Raw genomic sequence first — 21,900 nt, forward strand, 5'->3', positions numbered from 1 at the left:
CCGGCATGTTCCTGGGGTCACCGTTGTGAGAGGATTGGATAACGGGTGAACCCCGCGAACCACTGCGGCGCCGGGCTCGCACCGAGCCGCGGAGACCGAGCTGAGCTCCCCGTCCCTCCGGCATCCGACGACGTGGCCGAGGGGCCTGTCACTAGCATCCCTAGCACCCCTGCCGCTCCGCGCGCCGTATCCGACGAACGCAGGCGTCTTCACGCCGCGCCCGAAAACCTGCCCGTGCGGGCGCTCGCATCTTTGAGGGGTTTTGCACAGACATGCCGTCCACTGATTCCCACAGCCGGTTCGACGACGATCCCGCCTTCAAGCTGCACCGCGGCGGCAAGCTGCACGTGGAGGGCACCGTCGAGGTCGACGACCACGACGACCTGGCCCTTGCCTACACGCCCGGTGTCGCGCGGGTGTGCACCGCCATCGCCGACTCTCCCGAGCTGGTCGACACCTACACCTGGAAGAGCTCCGTCGTCGCCGTCGTGACCGACGGCTCGGCGGTGCTCGGTCTGGGCGACATCGGCCCGCAGGCATCGCTGCCGGTCATGGAGGGCAAGGCGCTGCTGTTCCGCAAGTTCGGCGGTGTCGACGCGGTGCCCATCGCTCTGTCCTGCGACGGAGTCGACGACATCGTCGAGACCGTCGAGCGCATGGCGCCGTCCTTCGGCGGCGTCAACCTTGAGGACATCTCCGCGCCGCGCTGCTTCGAAATCGAGCGCCGGCTGCGCGAGCGACTGGACATCCCCGTTTTCCACGACGACCAGCACGGCACCGCGATCGTGACGGTGGCGGCGCTGCGCAACGCGGCCCGGTTGACCGGGCGCTCGCTGGCCGACCTGCGCGTCGTGGTCTCGGGCGCCGGCGCGGCCGGTGTCGCGGTCACCAAGATGCTGGTCGAGGGCGGCATCGGCGACATCGCCGTCGCCGACAGCAAGGGGATGATCTACGCCGGACGCGAGGGGCTCACCCCGATCAAGGCCGAGATCGCCGAGATCAGCAATCGGGCCGGTGTGGAGGGGTCCATCGAGGGCGCGCTCGAGGGCGCCGACGTGTTCATCGGGCTATCGGCGGGCGAGCTGCCCGAGTCGGTCGTGGCGTCGATGGCCCCTGAGGCGATCGTCTTCGCCATGGCCAACCCCACGCCCGAGATCCACCCCGACGCGGCCCGCAAGCACGCCGCTGTCGTGGCGACCGGGCGCAGCGACTTCCCCAACCAGATCAACAACGTGCTGGCGTTTCCCGGAGTGTTCCGCGGTGCGCTGGACGCGCGCGCCCGCGACGTCACCGAGCCGATGAAGCTGGCGGCGGCCGAGGCGATCGCCGACCTGGTCGGCGACGACCTGAGTGCGGACTACGTCATCCCGAGCACCTTCGACCCGCGGGTGGTCCCCGCGGTCGCCGAGGCGGTGGCCGCGCAGGCGCGCCGCGACGGTGTCGCCCGAGCGTAGTCGTACGGTCATTCTCCGTAGTCGATCCGGGGCGCAGGTGTCCCGCGCCCCGGATCGCCACCGCCCCCTGTCGTCAGAGGCAGCGTCCCACGGCGGCGACGACGAAGGCCGTCCACGCCCCCGCGGGGAACCGCAATACCGTGCTCTCAGGCGCCGCGGAGTCGCGGACCCGCACGGCCCCGGCCCAGCGCATCACCTGGACGCACTGGCCTCCCCCTGTTCCGCTGTAGGTGCTCGTGCGCCATCGCACGCCCAGCGGATTCTTCGCGGCCATGCCGCGCTCCCTTCATGTCCCATCGGCTTCCCCCTCCTCCTCGCTCCGCAGGCGCCGCTCGGCCCCGCGGATGACCTCCCGCGTCTGCTCGGGGTGCAGCGCAGCGGAGCGCAGGTGTTCGAAAGCGGCCGTGTAGAAGGCCGCTTCTGCGGTTTTCTCGATGTAGAAGCTGCCGGTCAGATTCTCGACGTGCACCAGCCGCGGCGCGTGGATGTCCGATTGGGCGAACTCGAGGATGTCGAAGGAACCGTTGAGACCCGAATGCGCGCCGGCCTGGAACGGTAGAATCTGTAAGGTCACCTGCGATTTTTCATGTATGTCGAGCAACCGCCGCATCTGGTCGGCCATGACCGCTCGGCCGCCGATCGGGCGGTGCAGGATTGATTCGTCCAGCAATGCCCAGATCTGCGGGGGAGTGTCATCGAATACCAACTCCTGACGCCGTATGCGCATCTCGGTCCGCCGCTCGATCTCGTCCTCCGAGACCGGGGAGGGGTGCGCCCGCATCAGCGCCCGCGCGTAGTCGCGGGTCTGCAGCAGGCCCGGGACGATGGCGCCCTGGAAGAAGCGCAACGTGGCGGCCTCGGGCTCCAGACCGAGGTAGACGTCGAAGCGCTCGGGCATCACATCGCCGTAGACGTGCCACCAGCCGCGGCGCCGCGACTCGCGGGCCAGCGTGATCAGCGTCTGGCGCAGGCGGGCGTCGGCGACCTCGTAGAGTTCCAGCAGATCGCGTACGTCGTCGGAGTTGGTGGCGACCTGTCCGCGCTCGATGCGGGACAGCTTGCTGCCCGACCAGGACATGCGTTCGGCCGCCTCCTCGCCGGTCAATCCGGCGTTCTCCCGCAAACGACGCAATTCGACACCGAGGCGGCGCCGGCGAGCCGTGGGGTTGTCGGCATCGGCCACGGGCTGTGCCTCCTGTTCGGGGGAAGGCCGCGGATGCGGCCGGGGGTCGCGCAGACGCCGCGAAGACGGCGGTCGGGGCCATTCCGCACGCGGCACACGAAGCCGGCTCGGCGCCGGAGCACGGGGGAATCCGTCGGCGCCGTGACGTGTTTGCGCGGCCCTTCGCGGAAAAGGGGCAGTGCCGAGTCATTGCCCGGCCCGCCGAACCGCGCACCGGACCGCCTCCCGGCTTTTACGCGAGAATATCCCCGGGGACAATTCTAGGGCCATCGAAGACCCTGCTGCGGCCCTGCCGAGCGGGGGATTCGCAGCGGAAGCGCCGGCGCCGCCCGAAAGGGCGCACGGGGTGGGTCGTACCGCGTCGCCTGTGGTTAGGGTCAGGGCATGTTCGCTATCACCGCAGCGCGTATCGACAAGAACGACCCACTGTCCGGGCTGGAGGCGGGGGAGCGGCCCGACCCCGCCCCGCCGGAGGGGTGGACGACGGTGCGGGTCAAGGCCGCCGCACTCAATCACCACGACCTGTGGAGCCTGCGCGGTGTGGGCCTGCCCGAGGAGCGGCTGCCCATGGTGCTCGGCTGCGACGCCGCCGGCCTCGACGAGGAGGGCAACGAGGTCATCGTGCACGCCGTCATCGGCGATCCCGACGCCGGCGGCGGCGACGAGACCCGCGACCCGCGCCGGTCCCTGCTCTCCGAGGTGCACCCGGGCACGCTGGCGCAGCAGGTCGCCGTCCCCCGGCGCAACCTCGTCCCCAAACCGGCGGAGCTGTCCTTCGAGGAGGCCGCCTGCCTGCCCACGGCGTGGCTGACCGCTTACCGGATGCTCTTCGCCCGCGCCGGGCTGGAACCCGGCTCGACGGTGCTCGTCCAGGGTGCGGGCGGCGGCGTCAGCAGCGCGCTGATCCGCATGGCCGCGGCGGTGGGCCACCGCGTCTACGCCACCAGTCGCGACGAGGGAAAGCGGGACCGTGCTCTGCAGCTGGGCGCCTACGGCGCTGTGGCGTCGGGGGAGCGGCTTCCGGAGAAGGTCGACGTGGTGTTCGACTCGGTGGGCGAGGCGACCTGGGGCCATTCGCTGCGTTCGCTGCGTCCTGGCGGCAGGATCGTCACCTGCGGAGCGACCAGCGGCGATGCGCCCAAGGCCGAGCTGAACCGGATGTTCTTCCTGCAGCTGTCGGTCGTCGGCTCCACCATGGGCTCCAGGGACGAGCTGCGGCGCCTGGCCGAGTTCTGCGCCCGCACCGGAGTGCGCCCCGAGATCGACAGGACGCTTCCCCTCGACGACGCCCGGGAAGGCTTCGCGGCCATGGACCGCGGCGAGCTGTTCGGCAAGATCGTCTTCCAGGTCTGACCACGGCCCGCACCCCGGCACGACCAAGCAGCGGACGCCGCCTTCTCAGGCGGGGTCCGCTGCGTCGCATGCCGGGCGGGTATCAGGACGAAGCGCCGCCCCCGCGGTGCTCACCCGGTTCGCCGCTCTCGTCCACGACGGCGCCCCAGGGGTCGCCGGAGGCCGCCGAGTCGCCGGATGCTCCGTCCCGCTCGCCGGGCCCGTCCTGGCGCCGCTCGGACGGGGTGTCTCCGCCGCCGGCGGGCCGGTCCTGACCGGACGTGGCGGCGCTCCACGGGTCCGCCCCCTGCTCCGCGTCGGCGCGGTCGGCGCGGTCGGCGCCGGTGGATCCGCCGGGTCGACCGGCGGCGCCGTCCGCGGAATCCGCGGCCCCGGCTCCGGGGCCGGAGCCGCCCCCAGCGGATCCGCCGGACCTTCCGGGGGCGGAGTCGTCGGTGCCCGCGTCCCGCCGCTCGGCAGAGCCGCCCTCACGGCCGGCGGGCCGGTCGGCCTCGTCGGCCTCGTCGGCGCCTCGCGGGCCCCAGCCGCCGACGTCGCGGCGGATGGTCTCGAAGGTGTCGTCGAGGATCCGGCGCAGGTCGGTGGCCGCCGACTCGCCCACGCTTCCCGCCTCGCGCACCACACCGCGCACACGGTCGGTGAAGTCGCGCAGCGCCTGGTCGAACTCCGGGCGCTCGCCCCCGCGCTTGCCCCAGGCGCCGAACCCCTGCGTGAAGCGCTCCCAGTCGCGGGTCCACCGCGGGCCGCCGCGGGAGGAATCCGCCGCTTCGCCTTCGCGGCCTTCGCCGCCGCTCCCGGAGCCCGTGCTCGGGCCGGGCCCCCCGGCCTTGCCGGACTCCCGTGCGCCCGCACCCGTGCCCTCGCTGCGGGACCGGCCGGTCTTCAGCTCGGCGCGCAGGGAGCTGATTGTGTCGCGGACGTCCTCGCGGACGGCCTCGGCGACGTCGCGCACGGAGTCGGTGATCTGGCGTTCGAGGTCGTCGAGGTCGGCGCTGCGGTTGCGCAGCTCCTCACGCCCTTGGTCGGTGAGGCGGTAGACCTTGCGGCCGTCGACCTCCTCGTGCGTGACCAGCCCTTCCTCCTCCAGGCGGGCCAGCCGCGGGTAGATGGTGCCCGGCGAAGGGGAGTAGACGCCCATGAAGCGGTCGCGCAGCAGGCTGATGATCTCGTAGCCGTGGCGCGGACTCTCGTCCAGCAGCTTCAGCAGGTACAGCCGCAGGCGTCCGTGGCCGAAGATGGTACTCATGCTCCGTTCCCCCTCGGGATCGCGGCGGGGGCGTCGGGCTCGCGGCGCAGCAGCGAGACGGCGCCCGAAACGGTGTTCGCGGTGATTCCGGCGGGGTCGACCCCGCTGCCGATCTTCCCGCCGAGGCTACTGCGGGCGCGCTGGTCGCGGCGGTCCAGGCCGAAGTCGGAGTCGAGCTTGCCCGTCGCCGAGCGCAGCTCCACGGTCGCCGAGGTTTCGGCGGGGACCCGCAGCGCTACCTCGCCGGAGACCGACGTCACGCGGACCCGGCCCGAGGGCGCCACCTCGACGTCGCCGAGGAACTGGCCCGAGGCGCTCTTGCCGGTGAGGTCGTAGAGTCGGCCGCCGGCGACGGCGACCTGCCCGCTGACGGAGTTGAAGCGCAGGCTGCCCTCCAGGTCACGGGCCGCGACGTTGCCGGAGACGGTGTTGACGTCGACCTCGCCGGTGAGGCCGTCCATGGTGACGTCGCCCGACGCCGTGCGCAGCTGGGTCTTGGCGCTCAGCCCGGCCACGACCACGGGCGCCGACAAGGTGGTGACCTCCACCGGGCAGTCGCGCGGCACTTGCAGGCTGACGGTGGCCGACCGGCGGGCCATGCCGCGGTAGCCCGACAGCTGCATCGGGCGCAGCCGGTCCAGCAGCCCGCTGCCGGTGAGGTCCTCGTAGGTGATGGTCAGGATTCCGGCTTCCTGAGTGGCGAGCACGGGCTCGCCGGAGACGTCGGAGACCTCGAAGGTCACCGGGTCGTCGGTGGGAAGGATGTTGACGTGACCGCCGATGATCCGGACGCGCAGTGCCACGATCCCGTCCAGAGTGCGTGTCGTCGGCTGGTCGATGGTCCAACGCGCCATCGGGATACCTTTCGGCTCGAACTGCTGTCGAGACTCACGATATGTCGCGAGCGTCCGCGATTCAAGATATGTCGCGAGATACCGGGGACGGCTCCGGGTCGGCTCAGGGACGACCCGGGTACGGGTCCCGGGGTTCGGGCCAAGCAGCGGGGCACCGGACCAGCCCGGTCCGGTGCCCCGCTTGCGTCGTGCGCGCCTCTCAGGCCGACCGCGTCCTCACTCGTCCTCGTCCTCGTCGTCGAGCCGCGCCAGCCAGGTGGCCAGCCGCTCGACCGGAGTCTCGAACTCCGGGTTGAGGTCGGTGAAGGTGCGCAGCTGCTCGGCCACCCACGACAGGGTGACCTCCTCCTCGCCGCGGCGCTGTTCCAGCTCCTCGATGCCCCGGTCGGTGAAGTACATGCCGTCCCCTCCGAAGCTCTAGTCGGCCGGAGGGAAGACGGTGTTGACGAGCGCCTGCTGCTCGACCTCGTGCCGCTTGCCCGAACCCGCTGCGGGCGCCGAGCCGGCCGGGCGCGAGACCCGGGTGAACGGGCGGTCGAGCTGCTCGGAGAACACCAGCGCGACGAACGGCCACGGGCCCATGTTCGCCGGCTCCTCCTGCACCCACAGCACTTCACCGGCGTTGGGGTAGCCCGACAGCAGCTGGCGGATCTCCTCGGTCGGCAGCGGGTAGAGCCGCTCGACCCGGACGATGGCCGTGCTGGTGTCGCCGGTGCGCTGCCGTGCGGCCTCAAGCTCGTAGTAGATCTTGCCCGAGCACAGCACCACGCGCCGCACGTTCTTGGGATCGAGCCCCGAACCGTCGGGGATGATCGGCTGGAACGCGCCGGAGGTGAAGTCGGCGACCGGTGAGGTGGCGGCCTTCATCCGCAGCATCGCCTTGGTCGTGAACACCACCATCGGACGGCGGTACTGCGACTTCACCTGCCAGCGCAGCAGGTGGAAGTAGTTCGCCGGAGTGGTGGGCAGAGCCACGGTCATGTTCTCCTGCGCGCACTGCTGCAGGAACCGCTCGATGCGCGCCGAGGAGTGGTCGGGCCCCTGGCCCTCGTAGCCGTGCGGCAGCAGCAGCACGACGCTGGAGCGCTGGCCCCACTTCTGCTCGCTGGCGGTGATGTACTCGTCGATGACGACCTGCGCGCCGTTGACGAAGTCGCCGAACTGCGCCTCCCAGGCCACCAGCGCGTCCTCGCGCACCGACGAGTAGCCGTACTCGAAGCCCAGCGCCGCGTACTCGCTGAGCAGCGAGTCGTGCACGTAGAACTTGGAGGTGCCCTTGTCGAACTGCTTCAGCGGGGTGTGCACCTGGCCGGTGTTGCGGTCGACCACCACCGAGTGGCGCTGACCGAAGGTGCCGCGCCGGGTGTCCTGGCCGACCAGCCGCACCGGGTGCTCCTCCAGCAGAAGCGAGCCGAAGGCCAGCATCTCGCCGGTGGCCCAGTCCAGCGCGTCGTCCTCGACCATCTGGGCGCGGCGCTGCAACTGCGGCTTGAGCCGCGGGTGCGGCGAGAAGCCCTCCGGCAGGCTGACCTGGGTGTCGACCACCTGCTTGAGGACCTCGCCGGTGATCGCGGTGCCGACCGACCCATGGTCGATGCGGGCCTCGTCGAAGACCTCCGGCTTGATCACCGCGCCCGGTTCCATCGGCTTGCGGCCGGCCTCGCGGGTCTCGGTGAAGGCGCGCTCCAGCTGCTCCTGGTAGTCGCGCAGCGCCTGCTCCGCCTCCTCCAGGGTGATGTCGCCGCGACCGATCAGCGCCTCGGTGTAGAGCTTGCGCGTGGAGCGCTTCGCGTCGATCACGTCGTACATCAGCGGCTGGGTGAAGGCCGGGTTGTCGGTCTCGTTGTGGCCGCGGCGCCGGTAGCAGACGAGGTCGATGACCACGTCCTTGTTGAAGTGCTGCCGGTACTCGAAGGCCAGCTGCGCCACCCGCACGACGGCCTCGGGGTCGTCGCCGTTGACGTGGAAGATCGGCGCCTGCACCATCCGCGCCACGTCCGTGGCGTAGACGCTGGAGCGGCTGTCGGTCGGCGAGGTGGTGAAGCCGACCTGGTTGTTGACGATGACGTGCACGGTGCCGCCGGTGCGGTAGCCGCGCAGCTGGGACAGGTTCAGCGTCTCGGCCACCACGCCCTGGCCGGCGAAGGCGGCGTCGCCGTGCACCAGCAGCGGCAGCACGGTGAACCCGTGCGGCCCCTTGTCCAGCACGTCCTGCTTGGCGCGGACGATGCCCTCGGCGACCGGGTCCACGGCCTCCAGGTGGCTGGGGTTAGCCGCCAGCGAGATCGCGATCTTCTCGCCCTCGGGCGTCTCGAAGGTGCCCTCGGTGCCCAGGTGGTACTTGACGTCACCGGAGCCGTGGGCGCTACGAGGGTCGAGGTTGCCCTCGAACTCGCCGAAGATCTGCCCGTAGGACTTGCCGCAGATGTTGGCGAGCACGTTGAGCCGGCCGCGGTGGGCCATGCCGATGACGACCTCGTCCAGTTCGTTCTGCGCGGCGCGCGAGATCACCCCGTCCATCAGCGGGATCAGCGACTCGCCGCCCTCCAGCGAGAACCGCTTCTGCCCGACGTACTTCGTCTGCAGGAAGGTCTCGAAGGCCTCTGCGTTGTTCAGCCTGCGCAGGATGTGCAGCTGCTCGTCGCGGCTGGGCTTCTCGTCTTCGCGCTCGACATACGCCTGGATCCACTCGCGTTCCTCGGGATCCTGGATGTGCATGTACTCGATGCCGACGGTGCGGCAGTAGGTGTCGCGCAGCACGCCCAGCACGTCGCGCAGCTTCATGACCTGCTCGCCGCCGAACCCGCCGGTGGGGAACTCGCGCTCCAGGTCCCACAGCGTCAGACCGTGGGTGAGGATGTCGAGGTCGGGGTGGCGGCGCTGGTGGTACTCCAGCGGGTCGGTGTCGGCCATCAGATGGCCGCGGACCCGGTAGGCGTGGATCAGCTCCTGCACACGGCTGGTCTTGTCGAGCTGGTTCTCGCCGGCCGCGATGTCCTGGGTCCAGCGCACCGGCTCGTAGGGCAGACGCAGCGAACGGAAGATCTCGTCGTAGAAGTCGTGCTCGCCCAGCAGCAGCTGGTGGATGCGGCGCAGGAACTCGCCCGACTGCGCGCCCTGGATGATGCGGTGGTCGTAGGTCGACGTGAGCGTCATGACCTTGCTGACCGCGAGGTTGTTCAGGGTCTCGGGCGCGGCCCCCTGGAACTCGGCCGGGTACTCCATGGCGCCCACGCCCACGATGGTGCCCTGGCCGGGCATGAGGCGGGGCACCGAGTGCACGGTGCCGATGCCGCCGGGGTTGGTCAGGCTGATGGTGGTGCCCTGGAAGTCCGGCACGCCCAGCTTGTTGTTCCGCGCCTTGCGGATCAAATCCTCGTAGGCGGTCCAGAACTCCTTGAAGTCCATGGCGTCGGCGGACTTGATGCTGGGTACCACCAGCTGCCGCGTGCCGTCGGACTTCTGCAGGTCGATGGCCAGGCCGAAGTTGACGTGCTCGGGCTTGGAAACGCCCGGCTTGCCGTCGACCTCGGCGTAGGAGTGGTTCATCTCCGGCATGGACTCCAGGGCCTTCACCATCGCGTAGCCGATGATGTGGGTGAAGGACACCTTGCCGCCACGCCCGCGCCGCAGGTGGTTGTTGATCACGATGCGGTTGTCGAACAGCAGCTTGACCGGAACCGCCCGCACGCTCGTGGCGGTGGGCAGCTCCAGGCTGGATTCCATGTTGGAGGCCGTGCGCGCAGCCGCGCCGCGCAGCCGCTCCTCGGTGGTCTTGAGTGACTCGTCGACGGGCTTCTCGCCCTCGCCCTCGGCCCCGGGTTCGGCCTTGGCCTTGGCCTTGCCCTTCCCGTTGCCCGAGGCCGGTGCCGCGCGCTTGGGCTCGGCGGACGTGCCGCCGTCGGTGGTTCCCGAGGCCGACGAAGCGGACTGGGTGCCCGTGGCCGCTGCACCCTTACCCGCGCCGTTGGCCTGGGGGACGCCGGACTTGTAGTCGGCGAAGAAGTTCCACCATGCCTTGTCAACCGAGTTCGGGTCGTTGAGGTACTTCTGGTAGAGCTCCTCGACCAGCCACTCGTTCGGGCCGAAATCTGTCAGGGGTTGAGACGCCTCAGACGACACGGCGGAGATCGCCCTCTTCCGCAGCTCGCTTGTGAATGAATGTATGGCGAGATGGCCGCTCTTCGGGGCGGGCTCGAAGGTACAGCGGTCCGCTTGCCCGCGAACCGCCGGGATACACGCCCGGTCAGCAATCTCGGATAACAGGCTACTTGTCCAGGCACGCCGATTGGGACCCGAGTCCGGTAACGGACTGGGAGATTGCTAACAATCATTCACACTGTAGTGGGCTCCGCATGACCTGACCTGCAATCGAGCTCCCGCGAGCCGGACCGGGGCGACGGCGGGCGAGCGGGGGGGCAACCGCGGAAGGACGGTCGAGGCGGGGCCGGAGGTCGGCGGAAAGGGCGAGACGGCGGCAGGGAGGCGCCGACCGGCCGGCGTGCGTAGCGGGCCATTCCCGCTCGCCGGACCGCTCAACCCCCTGCGGACCGATCCCCTTCGGACGGTGAACCGGTGCCGGGTCGCGACGGGATCTCCGCGGTCCTCACCGGAACCTGAGTGTGCGGCCTCGCGTCTCACCTGATGTGCGCGGTCCGGACAGGACGGCTGGTTCCGAGCCCGGCGAAACACGGGGGTTTCGCCGGGTGAGGGGGCAGGTCCGGGCCGCGCATCGCGCTGTCGGCGCCCGCGGGCATCCCGACGGCGCGCGGGTGGCCGCGGGGCTGCCTTTCGCCGCGCGCCTGTGCCATCCTGCCCGCCTGTCTTCCGCGGCGCGCTCGGGCGCGGCGGCGGTGCGCCTGAGGGAGGTGGACCCGCCCAGCGGGTAGGAATTGCGCGTGCTGCCGCCATCGGGGCGGCAGGCCGCGGAGCGGATCAGCGTGGAGGAGACATGGCGGAGTTGCGGTTCGACGGGCGCGTCGCGGTCGTCACCGGCGCCGGGCGCGCTCTGGGTCGGGCCCACGCACTCGAACTGGCGGCGCGCGGTGCGAAGGTCGTCGTCAGTGAGAACGCGAGCGACAGGCCCCGGGCCGAAGGCGGCGACCCCGACCCGGTCGAGGCGGTCGAGGAGACCGCCGAGCGCATCCGGTCCGGCGGCGGTACCGCGGCAGTCAGCGTCGACGACATCACGACCGAAGAAGGCGCCCAGTCGCTGGTCGACACCGCAGTGGAGGCCTATGGGCGGGTCGACGTCGTCGTCAACAGCGCGGGCATCCTGCGCGACCGGGCCTTTCGAAACATCGGCGTCGCCGAGTGGGACGCCGTGGTCGGCGTGCACCTGCGCGGCACCTTCCTGGTCACCCGCGCCGCTTTCGGCTACATGCGCGGCAACGGCTACGGGCGCATCGTCAACACCGCCTCGCCCTCCGGGCTGTTCGGCAACTTCGGCCAGACCAACTTCGCCGCCGCGAAGATGGGCGTCCTGGGCCTCACCAAGACGCTGGCCATCGAGGGCGCCAAGTACGACATCCTCGCCAACGCGGTCGCCCCGCTGGTGCGCACGCCCGAGACCGAGGGGATGTTCCCCGAGGGCGCCAAGGCGCTGATGGCTCCCGAACGCATCAGCCAGGCCGTCGCGTGGCTCGCCCACGAGAGCTGCGAAACCACCGGCGAGGTCTACTCCGTGGGCGGCGGGCGCGTGGCCAGGATCTTCGTCGCCGAAGGGCCCGGCGCCGAACTGGGCGAGGGTTCGGCCGAGGATCTGCGCGACCTCTGGCCCGACGTCAACGCCGAGCAGCCCTATGTGATCCCGCGCGACTTCAGAGAGCAGGCCCGCACCCACCTGCGCGAGGCCTGACCGGTCCTCTTGGCCGAAGCGGCGCCCGCACCAGGTGAAACGGCATCGGGCGGGCGCCGGCGACGCGGTTCGACCGCCTCAACGCAGGCCGCGGCCACCGGTTCGGCACGCATTCGTCGTTTGCCCGCGCAGCGACCGTCGGCGCTTCTACGATGACGGAACGAAGCCGGGGAGGGTGGCGATGAGGGAGTTCGGCGAACTGGAGGCCGCCATCATGGACGCGCTGTGGCGGTCGGACCGCCCGCTGGCCGTCCGCGAAGTGCGCGAGTCGATGGACTATGAGCGCGACGTCGCCTACACGACCGTCATGACGGTGACCAACATCCTTTACCACAAGGGCCTGCTTGAGCGGGAGAAGGCCGGGCGGGCCTGGCTCTACTGGCCGCGCGAGTCCCGCGAGGAGCACACCGCGCGGGTGATGAGCGAGGTCTTCAGCGCCTGCGGCGATCGGGGCACCACCATGCTGCGCTTCGTCGAGAGCTTCAGCGACGAGGAGATGGCGCGGCTGTGCGACGTGCTCAGCGAGGTCCGCGCCCAGCGCACCCGCGCCTCCTGACACCGGATTCCGCGCGGTACCCCGCGGCCCCGGCGGCCCCGTGCCGCGACCCGGCTCCACCGGGTCGTGATCGGGCCGCCGCCCGGCGTCTATGCTGCCCGGTGTGGACGACGAACCTCTAGTCACGCGTATGCGCCCGTTCGGCGAGACCATCTTCGCCGAGATGAGCCGCCTGGCCGCCGAGACCGGATCCGTCAACCTCGGGCAGGGATTCCCCGACACCGACGGCCCTTCCTCATTGCTGGAGGCCGCCGCGCGGCACATCCGCGAAGGCGTCAACCAGTACCCGCCCGGTCCCGGGCGCCCGGAGCTGCGCTCGGCCGTCGCCGACGACCGCAAGCGGCGCTACGGCATCGATCTCGACCCCGACACCGAGGTCTACATCACCGTCGGCGCCACGGGGGGCATCGCCTCGGCCGTGCTGGGCCTGATCGAGGCGGGCGACGAAGTCGTGGTCTTCGAGCCGATGTACGACTCCTACGCCGCGGTGATCGCGCTGGCCGGCGGCGTGCGCCGCTCCGTCACCCTGCGGCCGGACGCCGGTGCCGGAGGACGGTTCACGTTCGACCCCGCCGAACTGCGGGCGGCGGTGGGGCCGCGTACGCGGATGATCATCGTGAACACTCCGCACAACCCCACGGGCACCGTGTTCACCCGCGACGAGCTCGCCGCCGTCGCCGAGGTGTGCCGCGACAACGACCTGATCGCTCTCACCGACGAGGTCTACGAGCACCTGCTCTTCGACGGCGCCGAGCACCACCCCCTGGCGACGCTGCCCGGGATGGCCGAGCGCACCCTGGCCGTCTCCTCGGTCGGCAAGACGTTCTCGGTCACCGCGTGGAAGACCGGCTGGGTGATGGGCCCCGAACCGCTGGTGCGGGCGGCGCGCACCGTGAACCAGTTCCTCACCTTCACCGCCAACGGCGCGTTGCAGCTGGCCGTGGCCGACGCGCTGCGCGGCGAGGGCGCCTGGGTGCAGCGCCAGCGCGACGCGCTGCAAGCCAAGCGCGACCGGCTGTGCGCGGGTCTGCGCAGCGCAGGGCTGGAGGTGCTGCGGCCCCAGGGCACCTACTTCGTCATCACCGACATCCGCGCGCTGGGCTACAGCGACGGCATCGAGCTGGCCCGCTCGCTGCCGCGCACGGCCGGTGTCGCCGCGGTACCGGCCCAGGTCCTCTACGACAACCCCGAAGAGGGCCGCCACCTCGTGCGGTTCGCCTTCTGCAAGCGAGACGACGTGCTCGACACCGCGGTGGAGCGCCTCGTCGCCGCGTTCGGGTCCTGAGCCGCCCGCACCGACCGCCCGAGGGCGCGGCCGCACCTGCGCGGCGGCCGCGCCCCTCCACCGACGACTCCGGGGAACGCCAGTGACCACGACCATGCCCGACGACCTCCTCGGAGCAGCCGAGGCGGCCAAGGGCTTCATGCCCACCGACGAGGGTCTTGCGCTGTACGAGGCGGCGCTGGCCGCCGCGCCGCTCGGCACCGTGCTGGAGATCGGCACCTACTGCGGCAAGTCCACCGTCTTCCTCGGCGCGGCCGTGCGGCAGTCGGGCGGGTCCGTGGTCACCGTCGACCACCACCGCGGCTCCGAGGAGCACCAGCTGGGCTGGGAGTACCACGACCCCGGCCTGGTCGACCCGGACACCGGCCGACTGGACACGCTGCGCGAGTTCCGCCGCACAGTGGCGGCCGCCCGGCTGGAGGACCACGTGGTCGCGGTGGTGGGGCGCTCGGCAGACGTCGCCCGGCTGTGGTCGGCCCGGCTGGCGATGCTGTTCATCGACGGCGGACACACCGAGGACGCGGCCCGGACCGACTACGAGAGCTGGACGCCGCACCTGGTGCCGGGAGGGACGCTGGCCATCCACGACGTCTTCCCCGACCCCGCCGACGGCGGCCGCCCGCCCTACAACATCTACCGCCGGGCCCTCGACAGCGGCGCCTTCACCGAGACCGGGGTCCAGGGCTCGCTGCGCCTGCTGCGCCGCGCCGGCTGAGAGCCGTCGGCCGCTTCCGGCCGGAAGCGGCCCGGAAGCGGCACGTGTGGCGGCGGCCGTGGAGGCCGCCCCCCGATTCCCGCGGCCTTCTGTATCGGCGGACGTGCCTGAGGACATAGGCTCTGGCACAGACGAGAACGCAGTTCAACGACGTGCGGGCAAGGGGTGCAGGAACAGGTGACCACCAACGGCGCGGCGCGACGGGTCGACCAATTCACGCTGGAAAACGGACTACGCCTGGTGACCGCTCCGGCGTCGACCCCGCAGGTCGCCGCCGTCAACCTGTGGTACGGGGTCGGATCCCGCTTCGAGGTCCCCGGGCGCACCGGATTCGCCCACCTCTTCGAGCACCTGATGTTCCAGGGCAGCGGGAACGTGGCCAAGGGCGAGCACTTCGACGCCGTCGAGCGGCTCGGCGGCGACATCAACGCCTCCACCTCCACCGACCGCACCAACTACTACGAGACGGTGCCCGAGCACGCGCTGGACCTCGTGCTGTGGCTGGAGGCCGACCGCATGGCCACCCTGCGCGAGGGGATGACCCAGGAGGTCCTGGACAACCAGCGCGACGTGGTCAAGAACGAGCGCCGCCAGCGCTACGACAACCAGCCCTACGGCACCGCCCTGGAGCGCATCCTGCGGCTGGCCTACCCCGAAGGCCACCCGTACCACCACGCCACCATCGGCTCGATGGCCGATCTGGACGACGCCGACCTCGACTACGTCCTCGACTTCCACAAGCGCCACTACGGCCCCGACAACGCCGTGCTGACGATCGTGAGCAACCTCGACCCCCAGGACGTGCGCGAGAGGGTCGAGCGCCACTTCGGCGCGATCCCCGCGCGGCCCGAAGCCGCCGAGGCGCCCGACGCCGCTCTCGCCGGCCTGATCGGCGGCCCCGTGGCCGAGCACGCGGTCGAGACCGTTCCCGCACCGGGCGTCTTCCTCGGCTACCGCGTCGCCCCCTACGGCGAGCGCGACTTCGACGTGATGCACCTGGCCTCGGCCGTCCTCGGACAGGGCCAGGGCAGCCGGCTCTACCGCCGGCTGGTGCTGGAGCGCGGTCTGGCCGCCGACGACGGCGGGGCGGCCGCCGACCTGCTGCCCTTCCGCTACACGCCCAGCCTGATGCTGGTCAACATGATCGCCCGCGAGGGCGTGAGCGGGGACGAGCTGGAGGCCGCGATGATCGAGGAGATCGGCACGCTGGCCGAGGGCGTCTCCGACGAAGAGCTCGAGCGCGCCCGTGCCGTGCTGGAGCGCGACCACATGCAGTCGCTGTCGCACCCCAGCGGACTGGCCGACGCCATCGGCTCCTGCACCCAGCTGTTCGGCGACCCCGAGCTCGCCTTCACCTGGCCGCAGCGTTGGAGCACCGTGACCGCCGAGGACGTCGTGGACCTGGCCAAGCGGCTGCTGGTGCCCGAGAACCGGCTGTCGGTGCGTTTCGACCCCGAGCCCGTCGGCGAGCCCGCCGCCTGACACCTGCACGAGGGCGCCGCGCAAGCCGCGCGGTGCCCGGCCGCACGCCCCACAGATCCGCGGTCCCGCTCCGCCCGGTGCCTTCGTCCGCTACACGAGAGAGTCGCTACCCGCATGCTGCAGACCCGCCCCGACCTCGGTGCCCCGACGCCCTACACCTTCCCCAAGCCCCGGCGCCTGACCGTGGGCGGCGGCACCGTCGTCGCCATCGACGTGCCCGGCCAGGCCTTCGCCGCGGTCCGCCTGGTCCATCACGCCGGGGGCGCCACCGAACCGCACGAGAGCATGGGCGTCGCCGCGCTCACCAACGAGGCGCTTGAGGACGGCGTCCAGGGCAACAGCTCGCTGCCCCCCGCTCTGGAGCGGCACGGCGCCGAGTGGGTCTCGCGCGTCACCTGGGACAGCTTCGTCACCGGCGTCGACGCGCCCGTCAACCGCCTGCGGGCCGCCACAGCGCTGCTGGCCGAGGCGGTGCGCACCCCGGCGCTGCGCGACGAGGACGTGCTGCGCCGCCGCGACCAGATCCTGGAGCGCTTCTGGCTGGACGCCTCGGTCCCCTCGACCCTGGCCACCCGCGCCGTCGGCGGGCAGCTGTTCACCGGGCGCTACGCCACACCGCTCAGCGGCGCTCCCGAGGCCCTCAAGAAGGTCACCCCGCAAGCGGTGCGGGACTTCCACGCCTCCTCTATCGCGGCGGCCGCGGGCACCCTGGTGGTCGTGGGCGACCTGACCGGGGTGGACCTCGAAGAGCTCGGGTCGGCGGTGTTCGGCGACGCCGCCGCCGCGCCGGCCCCGGACCGGACACCGCCCGAGCCGGCTCCCGGCGAGCTGCCGCGGGTCGTCGTGCTGGACCGCCCCGGCTCCGTTCAGTCGGCGCTACTGATGGCCCACCGCGCCCCCTCCCGCCCGGAGGTGGACCTGCCCCGCGCGGACGGCATCAGCGACGTGCTGGGCGGCATGTTCACGTCGCGGCTCAACCTGGAGCTGCGCGAGCGCCTGGGCTACACCTACGGCGCCGGCTGCCGGTTCGACCTGCGCCGCGACAGTGGGGTCTTCCTGATCAGCACCCAGGTCGACACCCAGACCACGGCGCACTCGCTGACGGCCTCGCTGGCCGAAACCGAGCGGCTGCAGCGCGAAGGGGTCACCGAGGGCGAGCTGTCGGCGGTGCGCGAGTCCAACACGGTGGGGCTTCCGGTCAGCTACTCCACGGCGCGCAGCCTGGCCGGCGCCCTGGTCGAGATGGTCGTGCACGATCTGCCCGAGGACCACATCGACCGGCTGCGCGCCGGCTTCGAGGCCCTCACCGCCGACGACCTCGCCGAGGCGGCCCGGCGGTACCTGCGCCCCGAGGAGATGGTCACGGTCATCGCCGGCGACGCAGCGAGCCTGGAGGGCCCGCTGAGCGAAGCGGGCGCGGGGCCGGTCACTGTGCGCGACCCCGAGACCCTGTGGAGCTGACCGCGGAGGGATTCCAGCCTCCCCGGGAGCCCCGTGCACCGCGGTTGACCTTTGGACCCGGTCGGTAAAAACCGCATGGAAAGGTGCATGGAGTCTCTTGGGGAGGACATAACGAAACCGAACCTAAACGACGGTGATCCGGCAACCACCTGCTTGGACGTCGGCGATGCCTGGTATAAACGATGATCCGTGCACGTGCAGCCCGGCGACTCGCCGTGTTGCTCTATGCGACTGTAAGAGCCCGCAGGAGGCCACCGTGGCCGTGATGAGACTCGCTGACTGACCGTGTCCTCCATTGAGAAGCCCGAAGCGGAGCGGGCGGGCGCCGAGCGGAACGAGTCTGCCGGCGAGCCCGCGACTCCTGCGGCGGTGCAGGCCGGAGCCCCGCACCGCGTGCTCAAGGGCCGCTACGAACTCGTCGACGAGATCGCCCGCGGCGGCGTGGGCACCGTCTGGCGTGCTACCGACCTCGTCCTGGACCGCCGGGTCGCGGTCAAGGAACTGCGCCTGCCCGACGACGTGAGCTCCGCCGAGCGCGAGAGCCTGCTGCAGCGCACCACCCGCGAGGCGCGCGTGGCCGCCCGGCTCGCGCATCCCGGCGTGGTGACCGTGCTCGACGTCGTCGACGAAGACGACCGGCCGTGGATCGTCATGGAGTACATCGACGCGCGCACGCTCGCGGGCATCGTCGATGTGGCCGGGCCGCTGCCCTACCAGCGTGTCGCCGAGATCGGCCTGCAGCTGATCGACGCGCTCAAGGTCGCCCACGAAGACGGCATCGTGCACCGCGACGTCAAGCCCGAGAACGTGATGATCAGCGAGGACGGCCGGGTCGTGCTGACCGATTTCGGGCTGGCCGCCTGGACCGGGGAATCCGCGCTGACCAGCTCGGGGCGCATCATCGGCTCGCCCTCCTACATCCCGCCCGAACGCGCGAAGGCCGGCCCGGTGGGCCCGGAGTCCGACCTGTGGTCGCTGGGCGCCACGCTCTACGCCGCCGTCGAGGGACACCCGCCCTACGACCGCAAGGGCTACATCCGCATCCTCAAGGGCGCCGACCTGGAGGACCCGCCGACCGCGCAGAACGCCGGACCGCTCGCGCCGGTGCTGGCCGGGCTCCTGCACGTCCAGCCGGGCGACCGGCTCACGGCCGAGAACGCCACCAAGATGCTGCGCATCGCCGCGCTCGCCCCGTGGGCCCCCGAGACCAGCCCCGAGACCGCGGCCAGAACCGCGACGACCGGCACCCAGCCGGTCGTGCCGCAGCCGGCCCGCGAGGGCGGTTACAGCGACGGCGCCACCGAGTCCCGCGGGGACGCGAACTCCTCCTCCGGTTCCGACGGTGAAACCGATGAGGCCGACGAGGAGGGCGAAGGGGCCGCGGCCGAGGACGGCGCGCAGGACGACGCGGACGAGTCGGAGCGCGAGCGGACCGACGAGGGCGCCCAGTCGCTACGGAGCTCCGTCCAGGACTCGGTGGCGGAGCTGCAGGACCAGTTCTCCGATTCGGTGTCCGTCTGGCACGACCGGTTCCAGCGCCACCGTCCCGAGTCCGTGGGCCACCTGCTGACCTCGATCCGCGACTCCACCGACACCCTCGGCCTGACCAGCTCGGGCAAGCACCGCGAGGGCAGTTCGCTGCCGGTGGTCCTCGCCGTGGTCGCCGGCGTACTGCTGCTGCTCGGCGTCGTGCTGTGGGCGCTGCTCTTCCGCAGCTGAGTCGGCACCGCACCCGGATCGCGCAGACCGCGCCGGCGCGGCCACGGAACGCGGCGCGGTTAAATCCCGCCGCACGCGGTCAGCCGCGTCGGCATGAGCATTGTTCGCCGGGTAGGCGTTCCTCTGCAACGCCGTCTTCCTCCCCCAGGCGCCGGTGCTGACCGCGTTCTTCGGCGTCTCCGCGGGAACGGCTCCGCTGTCGGCCGGAAGGCGGCCCGGGACGCGCTGGAGGAGATCGCCTCGCCGCCGAGCACGAGGTCCGTCACCCCGATGTAGCGGCACGCACCGGGGGCCGGGGCCGGGCACGGCCGAGCCGGTGGCGGAACGCGCCCGGGGATACGCCGGCCCGGCCGAGGACTCCGGCGGCGTACCGTTCCGCAGCTTCCGACCCGCAGCCCAGGAGACTCCCTGATGACCCTTGACGGCTCCCGTGCGGACCGCCCGTCACCACCCGCCGCGATGATGCGGCGCAGGCCGTTGCTGTCGGGGCTGGCCCTGCCGCTGAGCGCGCTGCTGATCCTGCCTGTGGGCGGCGGCAGTGCGGCGGGCGACGCCCGCCACTGGCAGCAGTGGGTGACCGGCTGGGCGGCCAGCCCGGTCGCCGGCGGCGAGATCCCCAGCGGCGACTGCCCCGCAGGCCGCGGGTCGAAAGACCGGACGGTGCGCAACGTCGTCTTCCTCAGCGCCGGCGGCGACGAGGTGCGGGTGCGGCTGAGCAACGCCTTCGGCGAGCGGTCGATCCGCGTGGGCCGCGCCTCGGTGGCGGTGCAGAGCGAAGGCGCCGCCGCCGTACCCGCAACCCTGCGCCCGCTGACCTTCGACGGTCGGCGCGGCGTGACCCTCCCGGCCGACGCCGAGATGTTCAGCGACCCGGTCGAGCTGGACGCCCGGGCGCTGTCCACCCTGCTCGTCAGCGTCTACACGCCCCAGGCGACGGGGCCGGTGACCAACCACCCCCTCACCGCCCAGAGAAACTTCGTCGCCGGAGGAGACACCACCCTCGATCCCTCCGGCGGCCGTTTCGGCCGGGCGTCGTGCTGGATGCTCACCAGCGGCGTCGACGTCGAGCGCAGCAAACGGTTCACCGGGACCGTGGTCGTGCTCGGCGACTCCATCACCGACGCGGCGGCCACGACCGTCAACGCCAATCGGCGCTGGCCCGACCACCTGGCCCGTCGACTGAACGCGGTCGAGGGGCCGAGCCTGTCCGTGGCCAACGCCGGCCTGGCCGGCAACATGCTGCTGCGCGAGCGTGAACTCGGGTCCTACCTCGGCGTAGGCGCCGTGGACCGGTTGGACCGCGACGTCATCGACCAGTCGGGTGTGCGCACCGTGATCCTGCTGGAGGGCATCAACGACATCGGCCACGACGCGAGCGCGGCGGAGATCATCGAGGGCTACCGGCAGATCATCGACCGCACCCACGCCCGCGGCCTGGACATCGTCGGCGGCACCCTGCTGCCGTTCAAGGGCTCCTCGATGTGGACCCCCAGGCGCCAGCAGACCTGGAGCGCGGTCAACCGGTGGATCCGCACCAGCGGCGAGTTCGACGGCGTCGTGGACTTCGCCGCGGCTACGGCCTCGGCGGAGGACCCGCTGAGGCTGGCGCCGGCCTACGACAGCGGCGACGGGCTGCACCCCGACGACACGGGCACCAAGGCCATGGCCGCGGCCGTCGACCTGTCCCTCCTGCTCCCGCGCCACCGCACGGACGCCTGAGGCTCCGGCCCGGCCCGTCCCTCGCGATCGTCGTGGCCGCGGCCACGATCCTCGCGGCTCGGGACCGTGCCGAGCCGCGAGCCCTGCATCGGCCCGCACCGGCCGAAGCGGGGTGAGCGTGGCGACGGCCGGTGCGTCGAGGACTGGGACACCGGCCGGATCGGGCCGGAAGGTGGGGCCGGCGGGATTCGAACCCGCACTGTACAGGTCCTAAACCTGCTGCCTCCTGCCGTTGGGCTACGGCCCCCTCGCCGGCGGCCGCGCGCGTGGTGCGCCCTCGGGGGGCGGTGGGCGATTCGGCCGTCTGAGTGAGGGTGGCACCGCCGGGGCGCAAGTGCAAGTGGAGGCGGGCGGTTCCGGCCGTCAGGCCAGACCCAGCTCGCGCTTCACGCGCTCGACGTGTCCGGTGGCCTTCACGTTGTAGAAGGCCTTGGCCACGGTGCCGTCGGGGTCGATCACGAACGTCGAGCGGATCACGCCCTGGACGACCTTGCCGTAGTTGTTCTTCTCGCCGAACGCGCCGTAGGCCCGCAGGACCTCCTTACCGGGGTCGCTCAGCAGCGGGAAGGTCAGACCCTCCTTCTCGCGGAACTCGGCGAGCTTCTCGGGAGAGTCGGGCGAGACGCCCAGGACGGTTACACCCGCGTCCTCGAGGTCGCTGAGGTTGTCGCGGAAGTCGCAGGCCTCGGTGGTGCAGCCGGGCGTCATGGCGGCGGGGTAGAAGTACAGGACCACGCGCTTGCCGTCCGAGGCGAGCACCTCGCTGAGACTGACGTCGGCGCCGTCGGCCGCGGTGAGGGTGAACTCGGGCGCGGGATCGCCCTGGCGCAACCGGACTGCCGACTCGCTGGACTCGCTCACTGGTCTCCTTGCCTGGTGGGAATCTGGCTGTGCGGCCCCGCAGGCGGCGAAGCCGCTGCGCAGGCGCCTCCAGCCTATGAGGTCGCGGCGGGCGCCGGGCGGCGGCCGAGGGCCCGCGGCCCCACCCGGGGTTCGGCGCGTCCCGGCATCGCCTA

Annotated in this window: 17 protein-coding genes and 1 tRNA gene; 10 read left to right on the top strand and 8 right to left on the bottom strand. The window is 71.7% G+C overall.

Annotated elements, in window-relative coordinates:
- Positions 1-272 precede the first annotated feature (272 nt).
- Complete coding sequence (locus LP52_RS04585; protein WP_040271050.1) at positions 273-1,454, top strand: NAD(P)-dependent malic enzyme; 1,182 nt, start codon at positions 273-275, stop codon at positions 1,452-1,454.
- 73 nt (positions 1,455-1,527) lie between these two features.
- On the opposite strand, the gene LP52_RS04590 is transcribed toward LP52_RS04585, so the two are convergent.
- Positions 1,528-1,728, bottom strand: coding sequence for a DUF397 domain-containing protein (locus LP52_RS04590; RefSeq protein ID WP_040271051.1), 201 nt, complete (start codon positions 1,726-1,728; stop codon positions 1,528-1,530).
- A 12-nt stretch (positions 1,729-1,740) separates the two neighbouring features.
- Entirely contained in the window at positions 1,741-2,637 is an 897-nt protein-coding gene (locus LP52_RS04595) for a helix-turn-helix domain-containing protein (protein ID WP_238580729.1), read from the bottom strand.
- Between the two features lie 384 nt (positions 2,638-3,021).
- Between LP52_RS04595 and LP52_RS04600 the strand changes: the two genes are divergently transcribed.
- Positions 3,022-3,990, top strand: coding sequence for a zinc-binding dehydrogenase (locus LP52_RS04600; protein ID WP_040271056.1), 969 nt, complete (start codon positions 3,022-3,024; stop codon positions 3,988-3,990).
- Between the two features lie 82 nt (positions 3,991-4,072).
- Here the strand turns inward: LP52_RS04600 and LP52_RS04605 are convergent, their stop codons facing one another.
- From LP52_RS04605 to LP52_RS04620, 4 genes are all read right to left on the bottom strand, one after another.
- Positions 4,073-5,236 carry a PadR family transcriptional regulator gene (locus LP52_RS04605; protein WP_084722883.1) on the bottom strand — a complete coding sequence of 388 codons (1,164 nt, stop codon included), beginning with the start codon at positions 5,234-5,236 and terminating at the stop codon, positions 4,073-4,075.
- Positions 5,233-6,090: a DUF4097 family beta strand repeat-containing protein gene (locus LP52_RS04610; RefSeq protein ID WP_040271057.1), complete on the bottom strand. Its 858-nt coding sequence runs from the start codon at positions 6,088-6,090 to the stop codon at positions 5,233-5,235. The genes LP52_RS04605 and LP52_RS04610 overlap by 4 nt, the downstream gene beginning before the upstream one ends.
- 216 nt (positions 6,091-6,306) lie before the next feature.
- Positions 6,307-6,489 carry a DUF6104 family protein gene (locus LP52_RS04615; protein ID WP_040271058.1) on the bottom strand — a complete coding sequence of 61 codons (183 nt, stop codon included), beginning with the start codon at positions 6,487-6,489 and terminating at the stop codon, positions 6,307-6,309.
- Between the two features lie 18 nt (positions 6,490-6,507).
- A complete protein-coding gene (locus LP52_RS04620) occupies positions 6,508-10,212 on the bottom strand; it encodes a multifunctional oxoglutarate decarboxylase/oxoglutarate dehydrogenase thiamine pyrophosphate-binding subunit/dihydrolipoyllysine-residue succinyltransferase subunit (protein ID WP_040271059.1) in 3,705 nt (1,234 codons plus the stop codon).
- A gap of 829 nt (positions 10,213-11,041) precedes the next feature.
- On the opposite strand from LP52_RS04620, the gene LP52_RS04625 reads away from it, so the two are divergent.
- From LP52_RS04625 to LP52_RS04660, 8 genes are all read left to right on the top strand, one after another.
- The gene (locus tag LP52_RS04625; protein WP_040271060.1) at positions 11,042-11,947 is read left to right on the top strand and encodes an SDR family NAD(P)-dependent oxidoreductase; all 906 of its coding nucleotides are present in this window, start codon (positions 11,042-11,044) and stop codon (positions 11,945-11,947) included.
- A 181-nt stretch (positions 11,948-12,128) separates the two neighbouring features.
- A complete protein-coding gene (locus LP52_RS04630; RefSeq protein WP_193789950.1) occupies positions 12,129-12,503 on the top strand; it encodes a BlaI/MecI/CopY family transcriptional regulator in 375 nt (124 codons plus the stop codon).
- 103 nt (positions 12,504-12,606) lie between these two features.
- The gene (locus LP52_RS04635) at positions 12,607-13,788 is read left to right on the top strand and encodes a pyridoxal phosphate-dependent aminotransferase (protein WP_274518777.1); all 1,182 of its coding nucleotides are present in this window, start codon (positions 12,607-12,609) and stop codon (positions 13,786-13,788) included.
- 82 nt (positions 13,789-13,870) lie between these two features.
- Entirely contained in the window at positions 13,871-14,503 is a 633-nt protein-coding gene (locus tag LP52_RS04640) for a class I SAM-dependent methyltransferase (protein WP_238580730.1), read from the top strand.
- Between the two features lie 177 nt (positions 14,504-14,680).
- The gene (locus LP52_RS04645; RefSeq protein WP_040271063.1) at positions 14,681-15,985 is read left to right on the top strand and encodes a M16 family metallopeptidase; all 1,305 of its coding nucleotides are present in this window, start codon (positions 14,681-14,683) and stop codon (positions 15,983-15,985) included.
- A 114-nt stretch (positions 15,986-16,099) separates the two neighbouring features.
- Positions 16,100-17,446, top strand: a complete 1,347-nt coding sequence (locus LP52_RS04650; RefSeq protein WP_040271064.1) for a M16 family metallopeptidase — start codon at positions 16,100-16,102, stop codon at positions 17,444-17,446.
- A gap of 285 nt (positions 17,447-17,731) precedes the next feature.
- Positions 17,732-19,165 (top strand): serine/threonine-protein kinase, encoded by a 1,434-nt coding sequence (locus LP52_RS04655; RefSeq protein ID WP_394298182.1) that lies wholly within the window; start codon positions 17,732-17,734, stop codon positions 19,163-19,165.
- Between the two features lie 411 nt (positions 19,166-19,576).
- On the top strand, positions 19,577-20,884 hold the full coding sequence (locus LP52_RS04660) for an SGNH/GDSL hydrolase family protein (protein WP_202966040.1): 1,308 nt from the start codon (positions 19,577-19,579) through the stop codon (positions 20,882-20,884).
- 173 nt (positions 20,885-21,057) lie between these two features.
- Here LP52_RS04660 and LP52_RS04665 read toward each other — a convergent pair.
- Together LP52_RS04665 and bcp are read right to left on the bottom strand one after the other, a co-directional pair.
- Positions 21,058-21,131 (bottom strand) — tRNA-Leu (locus tag LP52_RS04665).
- Positions 21,132-21,247: 116 nt separating this feature from the next.
- Positions 21,248-21,745 (bottom strand): thioredoxin-dependent thiol peroxidase, encoded by a 498-nt coding sequence (gene bcp / locus LP52_RS28205; RefSeq protein WP_040271065.1) that lies wholly within the window; start codon positions 21,743-21,745, stop codon positions 21,248-21,250.
- Between the last annotated feature and the right edge of the window lie 155 nt (positions 21,746-21,900).

Origin of the sequence: Streptomonospora alba, from assembly GCF_000826685.1 — a bacterium.
GTDB lineage: Bacteria > Actinomycetota > Actinomycetes > Streptosporangiales > Streptosporangiaceae > Streptomonospora > Streptomonospora alba.